Origin of the sequence: Enterococcus moraviensis ATCC BAA-383, assembly GCF_000407445.1 — a bacterium.
GTDB classification, from domain to species: Bacteria; Bacillota; Bacilli; order Lactobacillales; family Enterococcaceae; genus Enterococcus_L; species Enterococcus_L moraviensis.
In genome coordinates this window covers 234,940-250,751 of the sequence record NZ_ASWB01000005.1, presented here as the reverse complement: position 1 = coordinate 250,751, position 15,812 = coordinate 234,940, and the positions used below count along the sequence as shown (strand labels likewise).

20 protein-coding genes, 1 tRNA gene and 1 other annotated feature are annotated in these 15,812 nt (G+C 36.3%); of the genes, 5 read left to right on the top strand and 16 right to left on the bottom strand.

Going from position 1 to position 15,812, the window contains the following annotated elements:
- The 7 genes from I586_RS16680 to I586_RS16650 form a co-directional block, all read right to left on the bottom strand.
- Positions 1-891, bottom strand: coding sequence for a polyprenyl synthetase family protein (locus tag I586_RS16680; protein ID WP_010764028.1), 891 nt, complete (start codon positions 889-891; stop codon positions 1-3).
- Positions 891-1,130: an exodeoxyribonuclease VII small subunit gene (locus tag I586_RS16675; protein WP_010764027.1), complete on the bottom strand. Its 240-nt coding sequence runs from the start codon at positions 1,128-1,130 to the stop codon at positions 891-893. The genes I586_RS16680 and I586_RS16675 overlap by 1 nt, the downstream gene beginning before the upstream one ends.
- Before the next feature lie 4 nt (positions 1,131-1,134).
- Positions 1,135-2,478, bottom strand: a complete 1,344-nt coding sequence (gene xseA, locus I586_RS16670) for an exodeoxyribonuclease VII large subunit (RefSeq protein WP_010764026.1) — start codon at positions 2,476-2,478, stop codon at positions 1,135-1,137.
- A gap of 9 nt (positions 2,479-2,487) precedes the next feature.
- Positions 2,488-3,333: a bifunctional methylenetetrahydrofolate dehydrogenase/methenyltetrahydrofolate cyclohydrolase gene (locus tag I586_RS16665; protein WP_010764025.1), complete on the bottom strand. Its 846-nt coding sequence runs from the start codon at positions 3,331-3,333 to the stop codon at positions 2,488-2,490.
- A gap of 576 nt (positions 3,334-3,909) precedes the next feature.
- On the bottom strand, positions 3,910-4,359 hold the full coding sequence (nusB, locus tag I586_RS16660) for a transcription antitermination factor NusB (RefSeq protein ID WP_010764024.1): 450 nt from the start codon (positions 4,357-4,359) through the stop codon (positions 3,910-3,912).
- On the bottom strand, positions 4,352-4,777 hold the full coding sequence (locus I586_RS16655; RefSeq protein WP_010764023.1) for an Asp23/Gls24 family envelope stress response protein: 426 nt from the start codon (positions 4,775-4,777) through the stop codon (positions 4,352-4,354). Before I586_RS16655 ends, nusB begins: the two co-directional genes overlap by 8 nt.
- Positions 4,778-5,095: 318 nt before the next feature.
- Positions 5,096-6,160, bottom strand: coding sequence for a M24 family metallopeptidase (locus tag I586_RS16650; protein ID WP_139242735.1), 1,065 nt, complete (start codon positions 6,158-6,160; stop codon positions 5,096-5,098).
- A 173-nt stretch (positions 6,161-6,333) separates the two neighbouring features.
- Here I586_RS16650 and I586_RS16645 point away from each other — a divergent pair, with 173 nt between their 5' ends.
- Entirely contained in the window at positions 6,334-7,143 is an 810-nt protein-coding gene (locus tag I586_RS16645; RefSeq protein ID WP_010764021.1) for a metallophosphoesterase, read from the top strand.
- A gap of 69 nt (positions 7,144-7,212) precedes the next feature.
- On the opposite strand, the gene I586_RS17385 is transcribed toward I586_RS16645, so the two are convergent.
- The 3 genes from I586_RS17385 to I586_RS16635 all read right to left on the bottom strand — a co-directional run bounded on the left by I586_RS17385 (position 7,213) and on the right by I586_RS16635 (position 8,605).
- The gene (locus I586_RS17385; RefSeq protein ID WP_010764020.1) at positions 7,213-7,359 is read right to left on the bottom strand and encodes a hypothetical protein; all 147 of its coding nucleotides are present in this window, start codon (positions 7,357-7,359) and stop codon (positions 7,213-7,215) included.
- A gap of 217 nt (positions 7,360-7,576) precedes the next feature.
- Positions 7,577-7,981 carry a pyridoxamine 5'-phosphate oxidase family protein gene (locus I586_RS16640; protein ID WP_010764019.1) on the bottom strand — a complete coding sequence of 135 codons (405 nt, stop codon included), beginning with the start codon at positions 7,979-7,981 and terminating at the stop codon, positions 7,577-7,579.
- 156 nt (positions 7,982-8,137) lie between these two features.
- The gene (locus I586_RS16635) at positions 8,138-8,605 is read right to left on the bottom strand and encodes a DUF2798 domain-containing protein (RefSeq protein ID WP_010764018.1); all 468 of its coding nucleotides are present in this window, start codon (positions 8,603-8,605) and stop codon (positions 8,138-8,140) included.
- A gap of 221 nt (positions 8,606-8,826) precedes the next feature.
- Between I586_RS16635 and I586_RS16630 the strand changes: the two genes are divergently transcribed.
- The gene (locus I586_RS16630) at positions 8,827-9,081 is read left to right on the top strand and encodes a hypothetical protein (RefSeq protein WP_010764017.1); all 255 of its coding nucleotides are present in this window, start codon (positions 8,827-8,829) and stop codon (positions 9,079-9,081) included.
- 84 nt (positions 9,082-9,165) lie between these two features.
- Here the strand turns inward: I586_RS16630 and rpmA are convergent, their stop codons facing one another.
- The 3 genes from rpmA to rplU are packed head-to-tail and all read right to left on the bottom strand — an operon-like array spanning position 9,166 to position 10,153.
- Positions 9,166-9,453, bottom strand: a complete 288-nt coding sequence (gene rpmA / locus I586_RS16625; RefSeq protein ID WP_010764016.1) for a 50S ribosomal protein L27 — start codon at positions 9,451-9,453, stop codon at positions 9,166-9,168.
- Positions 9,454-9,465: 12 nt separating this feature from the next.
- Positions 9,466-9,810 (bottom strand): ribosomal-processing cysteine protease Prp, encoded by a 345-nt coding sequence (locus I586_RS16620; RefSeq protein ID WP_010764015.1) that lies wholly within the window; start codon positions 9,808-9,810, stop codon positions 9,466-9,468.
- Positions 9,811-9,844: 34 nt separating this feature from the next.
- The gene (gene rplU, locus I586_RS16615; RefSeq protein WP_010762829.1) at positions 9,845-10,153 is read right to left on the bottom strand and encodes a 50S ribosomal protein L21; all 309 of its coding nucleotides are present in this window, start codon (positions 10,151-10,153) and stop codon (positions 9,845-9,847) included.
- A 19-nt stretch (positions 10,154-10,172) separates the two neighbouring features.
- Positions 10,173-10,250, bottom strand: a sequence feature (ribosomal protein L21 leader region).
- A gap of 172 nt (positions 10,251-10,422) precedes the next feature.
- On the opposite strand from rplU, the gene I586_RS16610 reads away from it, so the two are divergent.
- Positions 10,423-10,496, top strand: a tRNA-Arg gene (locus I586_RS16610).
- 62 nt (positions 10,497-10,558) lie between these two features.
- Here I586_RS16610 and I586_RS16605 read toward each other — a convergent pair.
- From I586_RS16605 to I586_RS16595, 3 genes are read right to left on the bottom strand one after another with little or no spacing between them, the layout of a single operon-like run.
- Positions 10,559-12,445: an ABC transporter ATP-binding protein gene (locus I586_RS16605; RefSeq protein ID WP_010764014.1), complete on the bottom strand. Its 1,887-nt coding sequence runs from the start codon at positions 12,443-12,445 to the stop codon at positions 10,559-10,561.
- Entirely contained in the window at positions 12,438-14,174 is a 1,737-nt protein-coding gene (locus I586_RS16600) for an ABC transporter ATP-binding protein (protein WP_010764013.1), read from the bottom strand. The genes I586_RS16605 and I586_RS16600 overlap by 8 nt, the downstream gene beginning before the upstream one ends.
- Positions 14,171-14,635 (bottom strand): MarR family winged helix-turn-helix transcriptional regulator, encoded by a 465-nt coding sequence (locus tag I586_RS16595; protein WP_010764012.1) that lies wholly within the window; start codon positions 14,633-14,635, stop codon positions 14,171-14,173. Before I586_RS16595 ends, I586_RS16600 begins: the two co-directional genes overlap by 4 nt.
- A 143-nt stretch (positions 14,636-14,778) precedes the next feature.
- Here I586_RS16595 and I586_RS16590 point away from each other — a divergent pair, with 143 nt between their 5' ends.
- Positions 14,779-15,249 (top strand): GNAT family N-acetyltransferase, encoded by a 471-nt coding sequence (locus I586_RS16590; RefSeq protein WP_010764011.1) that lies wholly within the window; start codon positions 14,779-14,781, stop codon positions 15,247-15,249.
- A 12-nt stretch (positions 15,250-15,261) separates the two neighbouring features.
- The gene (locus tag I586_RS16585) at positions 15,262-15,804 is read left to right on the top strand and encodes a GNAT family N-acetyltransferase (RefSeq protein WP_010764010.1); all 543 of its coding nucleotides are present in this window, start codon (positions 15,262-15,264) and stop codon (positions 15,802-15,804) included.
- Positions 15,805-15,812: the final 8 nt, after the last annotated feature.

Genomic DNA, 15,812 nt, shown 5'->3' with positions numbered 1-15,812 from the left:
CTATCCTAATCGCAATTGTTCTAGTAATTCTCGTAATAAATCTGGTTGAAATTCTGGACTTGTTTGTTTTATTGATTCTAAGATACCATTTCCTAGTGATAATTGTTCTTCTAAAGCCTCTTTTGCACCGTTTAACCCTAATAAACCTGGGTAGGTACTTTTGTTTAAAACCTCGTCACGTCCAACTTTCTTCCCTAATTCTGCTTCCGAACTTGTTGCATCTAAGAGATCATCTTTAATTTGGAAAGCTAAACCTAAATGTTGTGCGAATCTGCCTAATAAATCGACAACTTCTTTTGGCTGCTGAGCTAAAATTCCCCCAGCTAAAAGCGCAAACTCGATCAAAGCACCTGTTTTCTTTTCGTGGACGTCAGCCAATTCGTTAAGTGATAACGAGCGTTGCTCTCCCTGTAAATCTCCTGCTTGTCCAGCAACCATTCCTTGTGTTCCAGCGGCTTTACTTAATAGTTGAATCAACAACACTTTTTGATTTGCCTCAATTTGACTGATTGCTACTAATTGGAACGCCGCAGTCAGCAACCCGTCTCCAGCTAAAATCGCATGCGCTTCACCAAACACTTTATGATTTGTTGGTTTGCCACGTCGCAAATCATCATCATCCATTGCTGGCAGATCATCATGAATCAACGAGTAAGTATGAATCATTTCCAAAGCAGCGGCGACTTGATAATCATGCGTTGTCACTTCTTTATTAAAGGCATAAATCGCAGCTAAAACTAAAAGAGGACGAAATCGTTTGCCTCCGGCATGAATCGAGTATAACATTGCTTCTTTCAAGCGCTTATTCGATGTGTATTCATTGATAAAATTTTCCATTTCCTTTTCAATAAGCGGTAAACTTTGCTCACGAAATTCAGTGAAAGCTTCCATCAATTAGCCTCACTTTCGTCGAAAGCTACTTCTTCATTATTTTCTGTCATTACTTTAGTCAATGTTTTTTCAGCTTTTTCCAATGTATCTTGACATTGCTTGCTTAAAACCATCCCTTCTTGAAAAGCGGCCAACGCTTCTTCTAAAGGTACATCTCCACGCTCTAAACGTTGAACGATTTCTTCTAATTCAGTGAGTGATTCTTCAAATGTTTTCTCAATTACTTTTTCTTTAGCCATCTTTTTACTCCTCTTCAGCAGGTGTTATTTTTTCGATCACCGTATCTACTACCCCATCCACATAATGGATTTGGATTTTTTCTTTTGGTGCTAATTCATTAACTGATTTGATTACTTGTTGTTCTTTAGTTGTATAACTATATCCTCGACCCATGATTTTTAATGGGCTTAATAAATCTAATTGTTGAACAGCAGAAGTAAATTGTTTTTCTTTATCTTTCATATATCGTTCCATCCGGTCATGAAGCGATTGGTTCAAAAACTTTAGTTGCTGTTGTCCTTCTCTGATTTGTCCTTGAGGTGTTTGCTGTCTAAACTGGGCAATAATGTTTTGTGCGGTTCTCTGCTTTTGATGGTAAACAGTTTCCATTGATTGAATCAACCGTTGTGTGATTCGATCTAATTTGATTGTTTGACCTTCATATAAACGATCTGGTTGTTTGAATACATATGAATTTTTCAATCGTTGGTAACGATCGTTTTTTTGTTGTAATTGATACAAGAAACTTTGTTCCAAACGAGTTTGTCGTTCTTTTATTTTTAGTAATTCTTCATTTAAAACAGGGACTGCTAATTCAGCAGCTGCAGTCGGTGTAGCTGCTCTAACATCCGCGACCATATCCGCAATCGTTACATCTGTCTCATGTCCTACTGATGAAATAATTGGCGTATGTGCCTGATAAATTGCTCTAGCCACTCGTTCTTCATTAAATGGCCATAAATCTTCAATTGACCCGCCACCACGACCAATGATCATCGTGTCAAAAGTCCCAATTTCTTCAATACGCTGAATGTTGCGCACAATATCGTCAGCAGCTTGATCTCCTTGTACTAATGTAGGAAACAAAACAAGCTGCGCAATCGGATATCTTCGTTTTACGGTTGTAATAATATCTCGGATAACTGCACCACTTGGACTTGTAACGACCGCAATTCGTTTAGGATACCTTGGCAGCATTTTTTTAGGCCCTTCAAATAAGCCTTCTTTACCTAACTTCTCACGCAATTCTGCCAAAGCTTGATATAATGCACCCACGCCGTCTGGTTCCATATGCTCTACATAAATCTGATAAGAGCCACCGCTCTCATATAAAGAAACACGACCTACCAAAAGAACTTTCATTCCTTCTTTTGGTTGAAATTTCAACTTTTGAAAAGCGGATTTAAACATGATTGCGGAAATCTTCGCACCATCATCTTTTAAACTAAAATACTGATGCGCATTCGGACGTAGACGAAAATTGGAAATTTCACCAGTCAAATAAACCCGTTCCAAGTATGGATCAGCATCAAATTTGCGTTTTAAATATTTTGTTAAAGCTGTAACTGTTAAATAGTGCTGCTCCATCTTCTCACCTTACTTTTGTTTTTTAGCGGCTTCCACCGTTTGATACATTAGCATTGTGATCGTCATTGGTCCAACGCCTTTTGGTACAGGCGTAATGAAACTTGCAAGCTCTGAAACTTCATCGAATTTCACATCACCGATCAATTTGCCATTCTCATCTCGATTCATCCCCACATCGATCACGACAGCCCCAGGTTTTACAAATTCTTTTGTCACAAAATGCCCTCGACCGATTGCAACTACCAAAATGTCCGCTTCTCGCGCAACAGCTGGTAAATCAACTGTTCTTGAGTGAGCGATCGTAACAGTCGCATTTTTCATCATCATTAATTGCGCCATAGGTTTACCAACGATATTACTACGTCCGATCACAACCGCTCGTTTTCCTTCTAGATCAATGTTGTACGCTTCAAACATTTTCATGATGCCATATGGTGTACACGGAATCATTGTTGGTTCTCCGATAAACAAATGCCCCATATTCATTGGATGAAAACCATCCACGTCTTTGCTAGGATCGACAGCCAATAGGACTTTTTCTTCATCAATGTGTTTTGGTAATGGAAGCTGAACTAATATACCATGGTAATCTGGATCTTGGTTGTATTGTGCAATCACTGAAAGTAGGTCCGTTTCAGAAATCGTTTCAGGCAGACGTTCAATTTTTGAACGAATCCCAATTTTAGCAGCCGCCAAATCTTTATTTTTTACATAGGTTTGGCTTGCTTGATTCTCACCAACTAGTAAAACAACTAAACCTGGACGAATCCCTTTTTTTTCAAGTTCTTCTACTTCTTCTTTGATTTTCGCTTGCATTTTATCTGCTAGTTCACGACCGTTGATCAACTCTCCCATTAAGCTCACTCCTCATTTTTTATCTATATTCTCTTATTTTAGCATAATTCAGCTAGTCTTAACACTCTCTAATCTTTATCTACTCGGAATTGTCTATTGATGAAACTTCTCTCTCTTTAGTCACCAAAGCTACCTTGGCTGAGCTAGTCGTAGTGATTCAATTCTTAGAGCTTTAAGGACGCAAGTTGGCTTTCAGACACCTTGTATTGTGCATCATCGAATCACTTTGTTCTTCGTGATTTACAACAATGAAATCGAAGCGCTGCGTAGTGATTCTCTAGTACGGTTACTTCTCTCCCTTTGGTCGCCAAGTATTGTTCATCATCTACTCTGTCTGAGCCAGTCGTAGTGATTCAATTCTTAGAGCTTTAAGGACGCAAGTTGGCTTTCAGACACCTTGTATTGTGCATCATCGAATCACTTTGTTCTTCGTGATTTACAACAATGAGATCGAAGTGCAGCGTAGTGATTCTCTAGTACGGTTACTTCTCTCCCTTCGGTCGCCAAGTATTGTTCATCATCTACTCTGTCTGAGCCAGTCGTAGTGATTCACAACAAAAAAGATTCAAAGTATTTCTACTTTGAATCAATGTCTTTCATTACATTGGCTAAAACACCGTTAACGAATTTTCTTGAACGATCATCACTGTATTTTTTAGCTAGTTCAATCGCTTCATCTAAAGCAACTGTGTTAGGTACATCACCAACGTAAAGCATTTCAAAAATAGCTATACGCAAAATGATCAAATCCATCTTAGCGATACGTGTGATCGACCAGTTATTCCCTAAATGTTTTTTTATGATCTCGTCTAGTTCTGCTTTTCGATCACAAACGCCGCCTACCAATAAATCTAAATAAGTTGGGACAAATTCTTCCCCATCTTCACTAATGATTTCTTGATTATCTAACTCTAATGCATAAGAAATCGCATCTTGTTTTGTTAAGTCAACATTAAAATCTAAAGGAAATAACGCTTGAAGCGTTTTTTCACGAATCTCATGACGAGTGAAACTTGGCTTACTCATTTTCGCCCTCATCTTCCGGGAATAATTCATCAAAATCAGGTTCAGGTAGTTTTTCAGGAACTACTGCTACAACATGAATATTCACTTCAACTAAATCGATATCTGTCATGAACAACACTTGTTGTTTCACACGATCTTGCATTTCTAATGCTACTTTCGGTACTGAAATACCGTAATTTAAGTAACAGTAAATATCTACTTTTAAGCCTTCTTCTTCTGTTCTTAAATAAACACCTTTACCGTGAGCCGCACGGCCAAGAAACTCAGTTACATTGTTAGCAAACGTCCCACGCATACCGTATACACCATCTGCTTTAGATGCTGCGATACCAATAATGACTTCAATTACTTCTGGTGCGATAACGATTTCGCCTAAAGAATCTTTTGTATTGATCACTAGATTTTTTTCTTCAGTCATTTTAATCCTCCTTATAATATAGGTAACCATGTTCCGCTTCGCTGCACTTTGTACTTTTTAACATCCATTCATTTTATTCACTGTGTTTCAAAGCAAAAGTAGAGCGTGCTCGTTCAGCTCCGACAGAAAACTAGGAATTGTCTAACGTGACACTTTCCGTCATAATCCATTTACCTATCTACGTTTCCATTCTTCCCTAGTTTATCATTAATCTACTTGTTTCGCTACAAAAAAAACTATGAGAAAATAGCTGGAAAACGGTTTATCTTTACAGAGTAGATTCATTTGTAGCTTGTACCGTTTTTTCGTTCACTATTTTTATATTATTATTAATTCTTTCGGTGAGTGGGTCAACACTCGGTTTCCTTCTTTCGTAATCACTAGATCATCTTCAATTCTAACGCCACCAAGACCCGGCAGATAAATTCCAGGTTCATCCGTAATCACATTTCCAGGGACAAATTGTTGATCTGCTCTAAATGAAACATTCGGTCCTTCATGAATTTCCAAACCAATTCCGTGACCAGTACTATGCCCGAATGCATCACCGTATCCATAAGAGGCAATATGATCACGAGCAATTGCATCAAGTTGAATCCCAGTTAACCCTGGCTTTGCTTCATCCAATACTTTTAATTGCGCCTCTAAAACGATTTGATAAATATCTTTTAATTTACTATCTGGCTCACCTATGGCAAACGTTCTAGTCATATCCGAAACGTAACCTTGATAATAACAACCGAAATCCAACGTAATCAAATCACCTTTTTCGATAATTTTTTCACTTGCTACACCATGAGGCATTGCTGAACGCACACCACTAGCAACGATCGTTTCAAAAGAGACACCCGAAGCGCCTAGAGAACGCATATAAAAATCTAATTGGTTGGCAATTTCAATCTCTGACATACCTGGTTTGATCACTGTCAAAATATGTTTAAAGCCAAGATCTGCAATACTACATGCCTTTTCGATAATCGCAATCTCTTCTTCATCTTTAACTTCGCGTAACTCTTCGATCAAACCAGCTACTGGAATCAAGTCGCAAGGAATGATTTCTTCTAATAAACTGTATTCTGCAAAACTAACAAATGTTTCTTCAAACGCTAAATTAGCTAGTTGTTCTTTTTCCGAAATCGCAACAACTTCATCATAAATCGGACCCGTATTTTGCACGATTTCGAATCCTTGCGCTTGTGCAGCTGCTTGTTCTGTATAACGAAAATCAGTTACAAAAAAGGCTTTGTCCAATGTGATTACTGCTAAACCTGTTGTCCCAGTAAAATTTGTTAAGTAGCGTAAATTGTACGGGCTTGTAACCAAAAAACCAGAAAGATCATTTTTTTTCATTAATTCTCTCAATTTATTTACTCTTACCATCATTTTTTCATCCTTCTTTCCAAAATAAGTTCTTCTCTATTATAGCAAATAATGATTTTGAAAAAAACTGAATACCTATAACCTGTAATTTATTCTAAAGTTTTTACGTACTAAATGACGTTTTACCTTTTTTTAATTTTTTTCCATTATAATAAATAAAGAAAGCGAGGTTGCGAATGAAAAAGAGATATTTCTTTTATTTAGTGTTATTAACTATTGTCGGCATCGTTCTGTATGCCTTTTTTATAGAACCAAAGAGAATTGTCACACATCACTACATAATGGGACAAAACAATGGTCAAAAACCAGTTAAAGTTGTTCAACTTTCTGACATCCATATCCAAAAAAATTATCCCGCTTCACAATTAGAAAAAATCGTAACAAAGGTTAACAATGAAAATCCTGATATTATTTTATTTACTGGTGATTTATTTGATAACTACGCAACATATGGTCCATCTGAAGAAGTCATTGCCGCATTAAGCCGCTTGAACGCCCCCTTAGGAAAATATGCGGTTTGGGGCAATCATGATTACGGTGGCGGAGCTGCTCGTGTTTATCCAGAAATTTTGGCAGCAGCAGACTTTCAATTACTAGAAAATGCAGGCGTTAATGTTCCCGTTTCAAATGAAAAATCGATTTATATCAGTGGATTAGATGATTCCATGCTTGGAAACCCACTGATTGCAGATGCCCTAGCAGCCCGTCAAAGTGACTATACTATTTTATTGAGTCATGAACCTGATAAAGCCGATGAGTTACTTGATCATAATATCCAGTTGATTTTATCTGGCCACAGTCATGGTGGTCAAGTTAGACTTCCCTTCACTACAATCAAAAATGTCATGGCTGAAAAATATGTTGAAGGTTTTTACGACTTGGCAAATGATACGAGGTTATATGTCAATACAGGTTTAGGAACTACAAAAATTCCTGTACGTTTTGGAGTACCTCCAGAAATCGCTGTTTTTGATCTCTATGTATAATGCCCTAATACAAACGAGTAGCCCAAAATAAACATATTTTGGGCTACTCGTTTCCTGTAAGTTGTTACTTTATCTAAGTTCCTTTACTCGTCCACCGATCCTATCAGCGAATTGCTTTGCATAGTTTCTATTAAGAAAGATTCGAACACGATTTTTATCCCTTGTACGTTGTCCGTCCTCACCAATGTAGCCATGCAATACTTTTACAGCGTACATCACCATTCCCCCTTTCTTTTTACTAATTGTTAATGATTGAACTATACCTCAAAAAACTTAACGCAACCATAAAAAAATTCGAATAAACAATGAAGATATATTAAGAAAAATCGAAAGTGACTTAAATTTGATTAAAAATACTGTTTTTACTAGCAAAAATAAAAGGACTAGAGATCACATATCCTCTCCACTCCTTTTTAACTCTTATTTTTCAGTACTACACAATAATATCTTTTGTTTTTTTATCCATATGTATCCTTGCAGTCCAAGTTTCAAAATTAACTAAAACTGGTGCAGAGTGATTTAATTCTTTTTGGTACATTGATAATTTAGGTTCGATCGCTTCTCGTGATTCAATTTCCTCAATCGTAAATTTTCCTTTTAAAAGCAAACTTTCATGTTCAATTTCTTCATAACAACAAACAGAGCCATTTGGATTAGCTTTAATATTTTTAACTGTCTCGCCATTACCATCCAAATAAAATTGTAATTTTAATAACCCTTCTCTCCACAGCGGTTCAGAAACAGTAATAACCGTTGGAAAATCACGTTTATCAATTGTTGAAATCAAAAATACTGTACTAGAATTTAATAACCTGACAATTCGCTCATGTATTTCCATTATTGAAGGCCTCCTGTTAATTAAAATTCTACTAATTATAACAACTTTACACTACATTTGAAAAGCTAGACCCTCTTTTGGACTGATTTTCTCTTAAATAGTAAAAAAAGAATAATACAAACCAATGAGTTGGTTCATACTATTCTTTTTCATTATTTAACTATTCGTTTCTTTTAACCAACTAGTTTGGCGACTCATGCTTAAAATCATTCTGCAAATTGGGCCAACGACCAGTAATTGTAACGGCAACGCCATAATCAAATTTTTAGAAAATGCACCAATATAATAGCTCATAAAGTTCTCTGTGAACCCAAATTGCATAAAAACACCATACATTGACATAAAAAAGACCATTCCTAAAACCATACAGCTCGAAACCGCAATAATCATATGAAGCTTTTTCTCTTTATTAACTGGCAATGCAAAAGCAATTTTCTTAGCTGGTATCGAAACAACCAAAACATCAAAGAAAAAAGCAACGATAAAACCTGGCACTAACCCTCCAAATAAGTTACCTAATGAAAATTGACCATGTAACAAAAGATTATACGCACTCATTGAAATCACCATTGAGAAACAAACAATTGTTGTGAAAAATAAGCCTTCTTTTTTATTTTGTGGCATAAAACACTCTCCTTTAATTTTTGTAGCAGAGTTTATGCTATCACATAAAAAAAATTCTCGTAAGTTAAAATTTTTTAATTTTAGAGAAAAATCCAAAAATAATTTTTGAAGAAAAGAAAATAGAGAACGAATGAAATCTTCCAATCTACTAAAGACCAATAGACTTGGTTTATTTCAGCTATTTTATGATAAAATAAAGTTAAAATGATTGGAGAATAGAAATGATGTATATAGGTTTTACCTTTGTAAATGATATGCGTTTACAACAAGGACTTATTATGGAAATAGTATTGATTGCTATTTTAATTTTAGTATTATTTTCAATTTTTGGTGGTAAGTCTAAAAAAGCGACTTATAGTTGGGAAAAGAAAAAGGGAGCAACTGTTTTTCCGCTTGTACTATCGCTGATTTTAATTGTGATTCTGATGGTTTATGTCTTTATTTCAATGTTCAATGGTTCTGTTATATCTTTTTGATTAGATTTTATTTCAAGCATTTTTTTATGTAATAAAAAGGCTCTATCCCTTTATTAGTAAGGGATAGAGCCTTTATTTCAATTATTATTGAGCTACTGGATAAACAGACACTTGTTTTTTGTCGCGGCCTTTACGTTCGAAACGTACTACACCGTCAACTTTAGCAAATAAAGTGTCGTCTCCGCCGATACCTACGTTTGCTCCTGGGTAAATTTTAGTTCCGCGTTGACGGTATAAAATTGATCCACCAGTAACAGTTTGTCCATCAGCACTTTTAGCGCCTAGACGTTTAGATTCTGAATCACGTCCGTTGGAAGTAGAACCTCCACCTTTTTTGTGGGCGAATAATTGTAAATTCATAGTTAATAACATAGTCTGCACCTCCTATTTTTCATTTATGGTTTTGACTTGAATAAATTCAAGACTTTCTTGCTCGATCGCTTGTAAACCTAATAAAAGATTTTCCAAGAGAATTTGGGCAATGTTCGTTTGTTCCTGATTGGCATTTGAAATCATCTCAACATAAAGGTAACCACCTTCATCTTCGTTGGTTTCGACAATCGGTTCAAATCCAGCTAAAGCATCAATACCATTGACGGTGCTGATCGTTAAAGCAGACACAGCTGCACACACGATATCACTGCCGTATGGACCAGCTTCTGCATGCCCCGAGACTTCAAAAGAAACGATTTGACCTGCGCCATTTCGTTTAAAAGAACTTTTAATCATTGATAGGCCTTCTTTCCTATGCAACTTAAAAGAATTATGCGTTGATTGCGTTGATTACAACTTTTGTATATGGTTGACGGTGACCTTGTTTGCGGTGAGTGTGTTTTTTAGGTTTGTATTTGAAAGTCACGACTTTCTTTTGTTTGCCGTGTTTTTCTACAGTTCCTTCGACAGTTGCACCTGCTACAGTTGGAGCTCCTACTTTCGTAGATTCGCCACCCACTAAGATAACTTCGTCAAAAACAACTTTTTCGCCAGCTTCTACGTCTAATTTTTCAACGTAAATCGCTTGACCTACCTCAACTTTTACTTGTTTACCACCAGTTTTGATAATTGCGTACATGCTATACAGCACCTCCTTCTTCTAGACTTAGACTCGCCATCCCAAGTGATGACTAGTGTCATGCTTAAAAACTTGTTCTGTGCGGTTGTAGCTGTGGAGTCCACAATTACAACATTAACACTATATCAAAATAAAGAACGAGAGTCAATAAAAACTTAGTCATTTACCCCTATAAACTACTTTTCAAAAAAACTTTGTTGTTATTTCTAATTTATGATTGACTTTGTTATGTATCTTCCTTATAATAAATTCTGTTGCGTTAACATTTTGCGCCAATAGCTCAGCTGGATAGAGCACTCGCCTTCTAAGCGAGCGGTCGGGAGTTCGAATCTCTCTTGGCGTATCAGTTTAAACGTTCCTATCAAAAAACACCCGCCATCAATTGGTGGGTGTTTTTTATTTCCTTTAAGAAAGTTCTACTTTTCCTGTGTATAACTGATGATAGATTCCCTTTTCTTCAAGTAAATCTTCGTGGCTGCCTCGTTCAATAATACGTCCATGGTCCATGACCATGATCGCATCTGAATTTTGAATCGTCGATAATCGATGGGCAATAACAAATACTGTTCTGCCTTTCATTAGGCGATCCATACCAGCTTGTACATGTTTCTCTGTTCTAGTATCGATACTAGAAGTTGCTTCATCTAAGATCATTACAGGGGGATCTGCAATCGCAGCTCGCGCAATCGATAGCAATTGCCGTTGCCCTTGTGATAAGCCTTCACCATCACCTGTGATCACTGTATCATATTTATCAGGTAAATTATTGATAAAGTCCTCTGCGTTAGCTAACCGTGCTGCTTTAAGGACATCTTCATCAGACGCATTCAATTTCCCATAACGAATATTCTCACGAATTGTGCCAGTAAATAAATGAGTATCTTGTAAAACGATCCCTAATGATTTTCGTAAAGAACTTTTTTTGATTTTTTTCACATTGATTCCATCATAACGAATTTTACCTTCTTGAATATCATAAAAGCGATTGATCAAATTTGTGATTGTTGTTTTACCCGCACCTGTTGCACCAACAAACGCTACTTTTTGACCTGGTTCCGCATAAAGATTGATATCTTTTAATACTCGATGCTGGTCTGTATAGCCAAAAGATACATCTTCAAAACGAACGTCTCCAGTTAATTCAGTATACGTAACTGTTCCATCCGCATGGGGATGTTTCCATGCCCAAATTCCTGTCCTAGCTTCACTTTCAATAAAATCACCTGACTGACGATTCACGTTAACTAATGTCACGTACCCATCATCTACTTCCGATTTTTCGTCGATCAATGTGAAGATACGATCAGCACCAGCTAAAGCCATGATCACAAAATTAATTTGTTGAGATACTTGGCTAATTGGCATATTCAATGAACGACTTAGTTGAAGAAAAGAAGCAATCATCCCAATCGTAAGACCTGAAACACCATATACTGAAAAAATCCCGCCGACAACAGCTAAAAGGACATATTGAATATTTAGTAAATTCATCATGATCGGCATTAAACTATTCGCATATTTATTTGCTTGAGTCGCACTTTGACGCAGTTCTTCGTTGATTTCTTTAAATTGTTTGATTGTTTGTGGCTCATGGTTAAATATTTTCACCACTTTTTGGCCATGCATGATTTCTTCGATATATCCGTTTACACTTCCTAAATCTCGCTGTTGTTTCCCAAAATAACGACTACTTCGCCCTGCAATCATCCGAATCGTCACAATCATTATGGAAACTGAGGCGATCACCACTAAAGTCAGTGGTACGCTTATGGTAAACATTGCGATAAATACACTAACGAAACTGACGACAGCTGCAATCAGATTCGGAATACTTTGAGAAATCATCTGCCGCAAAGTATCTGTATCGTTTGTAAAATGACTCATGATATCTCCATCGGAATTCGAATCAAAATAGCGAATCGGCAATGTTTCAAGATGGGTAAACATTTCATCTCGAATCGTTTTTTGGGTCCCTTCACTAATACGAACCATGATTAGATTAAAGCCTAAATTTGAAATGATCCCAACACCATAAATCAGCGCCATGGTTGTAATAGCCTTTAACAATCCTGAAAAATTAGGATTACTCTGTCCCATTAGCGGTGTAATATAATCATCGATCACTACTTGTAAAAATAACGAGCCTCGAACATTGGCAAAGGTACTTAGCAAGATGAGAATCATTACTAATACGAGACGAAACTTATATTGTTTTACCATATATGAAAATAGTCGTTTCAATGTTTTCAACGGATCTTGACTTTTACGGATCCCTTTTTGTTCATCACGCATCTTCTTCACCAAATCCTTTCTGTTGAGACTCATAAACTTCTCGATAAATCTGATTATTTGCTAATAATTCATCGTGCGTGCCAACAGCATCAATTAAGCCTTTGTCCATCACAATGATGCGATCTGAATCTTGAACAGAGGACACTCGTTGTCCGATGATAAAGGTTGTCGTTCCCGGAATCTCTTGTCTCATTCCTTCACGTATTAGTCGATCAGTTTTTGTGTCTACCGCACTGGTTGAATCATCTAAAATCAAGATTTTTGGTTTTTTCAGCAATGCACGAGCAATACATAAACGTTGCTTTTGCCCACCGGATACATTGTTCCCACCTTGTGAAAGCATCGTATCATACTTATCAGGAAATTCTTCTATAAAACTATCTGCCTGAGCAATTTTACATACCCTAACCAAATCTTCATCTGTTGCTTCTTCATTTCCCCAGCGCAGATTTTCTTTGATTGTTCCTGTAAACAATACATTGTTTTGTAAAACCATACTGACTTGATCCCGCAGAGATTTCAAATCATAATCCCGTACATCATGTCCACCAACTTCTACTGAGCCTTGTGTGACATCGTATAATCTTGGGATAAGCTGAACCAATGTTGATTTGGAGCTACCTGTTCCGCCAACAATACCGATGACTTCACCAGATTTTATTTCCAGATTCGCATGCATCAAAGCCAATTTCTCAAGGTTATTCGCATAGCTAAAACACACGTCGTTAAATCGAACAGAACCATCAGGAATTTCGTAAAGTGGATCTGCATTGTTTTTTAAATCACTTTCCTCCGATAACACTTCTGTAATACGCTCAGCAGAGGTCCGTGCAATCAGCACGATGACAAAAACCATTGATAACATATTTAAACTCATTAAAATCTGCATTGTATAGGTAAACATGCTGACCAGTTCCCCAGTAGTTAACGTGCTTCCTACTACAAATTTTGCTCCTAGCCACGAAATCAACAACATACATGTGTAGACTGCAAATTGTAAAATAGGATTATTAAAGGCAACTATACTTTGTGCTTTTGAGAATGTTTTGTAGATATCTTTAGAAACTGTTTTGAATTTCTCATCTTCATGTTTTTCTCTTACATAAGATTTAACTACTCGAATTCCTTGTAGGTTTTCTTGAACAACGTTATTTAATTTATCATAAATGCGAAAAACTTTATTAAAATTAGGATGAGCAAAATAAATAACTAGCGCTAACCCAATCATCAAAAACGGTACGACGCCCAAATAAATCAAGGACAGATCTTTGTTGATGCTATACGCCATCGCCAATGAAAAAATCATGATCAATGGACTACGAACTAACAGTCGAATAATCATTTGATACGCATTTTGAACATTGGTCACGTCTGTTGTCATCCGCGTAATCAGACTGGATGTAGAAAAACGATCAATGTTTGAAAAAGAAAAGCCTTGGATACGAACAAATAATTGATCACGTAAATTTTTGGCAAAACCGGCTGAAGCAACGGCCGCATAACGTCCTGACATCGCTCCAAAAAATAACGCAATGATTGCACAAATAAATAAAAGCGTGCCGTACATCAAAATGGCTTTGGTATCTCCTTTTTCGATACCATTATCAATCATCATTGCCATAACCAATGGGATAATAATATCTAAAATTACTTCTCCAGTTACATAAAGTGGTGTAATGATACTTTCTTTTTTATAGACGCCGATATTGGCGATCAGTTTTTTTATCATGTAATCCGTTCACCTTCCTTATTTATTTTTTTGCTGTTAGCAGATAGTTTTTCCATTACATCAAAAAAAATTGTTACATGTTCTTCTGGAATCCCTTGAATGAGTAACTCATCGAATTTATGTAACTTTACGATGTTTTCTTTGACTTTTTGTTGACCTAATTCAGTTAAGATGATTGTTTTGTAGCGGTTGTCTTCTTCACAACTTTTTCGCTCGATAAATAAGCGTTTTTCCATTGTTTGTAAGACACCTGTTGCAGTAGAACGGCGAATGTCAAATTCTTGTTCGATATCTTTTTGATAAACTGGGATTTGTTGGCTATTACGGCGGTGGATGAAATTAAGAATACGCATTTGAATGCTTGAAGAGGCTTCGCCGTCGTCTTCTTTTAAAATTTCTGCTGCTTTACGGTTAAGTTCGTTGGCTAAAATTCTGATTTTTAGACCGATTTTTCTGTCCATGATTTACCTCCTTGTTAAATAGTTCGGTTCCTAACTATATTACGATAAGAGTTATGGAAAGGTCAAGGAGATTCTCGAACTCTTTTGATGAAAATCTTTTGCTTTATTATGGTAGAATAAACTAATAGAAAGGGTGTGCTCACATGCTCTTACAAGAATACACTAATGATTTTTCTCAGTTGATTCAGCAATACCAATTAAATGATGAGCAGTTACGTTTTACTGGCACTCCAGAAATGCCTATCAAAATTGCTTTAGAAAATCCTTTTGTTCACCCAATACTTGGAATCACTGATAATCAATTAACGAATTTTTTTGTTTTAGATGAAAAAAAAGATGTTGCATTATATACAACAAATAAACACGCTATTTTACTAAGAACTTTTTCTACAGATCAGAGATACCAAGGACAGGGCTACGCAAAAAAAGCGCTGCAGTTATTACCGGATTTTACACAAGTAAATTTTCCAACTGTTAATGAAATCGTTCTTGCAGTGAACAAACAAAATATAGCTGCTCAAACACTTTATGAAAAAAATGAGTTTAAACGATTAGACAGAATTGTCGAAGGAGAATTTGGTCCTTTGTACATCATGAGTTTACGTTTAAATTAACGGAGACGAGCAATGGATAAAAAAATAATTGAAAATGAACTGCTCTATTTAAGAGAATTCACATCCGAAGATTTTGAGGATCTATGTTTGATTCTACAAGATGAGGAAACGATGTATGCGTATGAATCAGCATTTACAAAAGAGAAAGTCACGGATTGGTTAGCGTGGAATTTAAAAAGTTATCAAGAAAATGGCGTTGGCTTATGGGCGATCATCGATCAAAAAAATAAAGTTTTTGTCGGTCAATGTGGTATTGTCTATTCAGATGTCGAAGATGAATCCTTATTAGAAATTGGCTTCTTAGTCAATAAACGCTATTGGAATCAAGGCTATGCAAGTTCTGCTAGCCAACTATGCATCACCTATGCTAAAAATGAATTAAAAGCAGAAAAAATTTGTTCTATCATTCGAGATACGAATCTCTCTTCTCGAAAAGTTGCTGAAAAAAATGGAATGACCATCGTCAAACAATTTGATAAAGATTATTCCGGTCTGCCCGTTCGTCATTTTGTGTATAGTGTTGATTTAACGAACGAATATGAACAAAGAAAGTAGTGGGTATC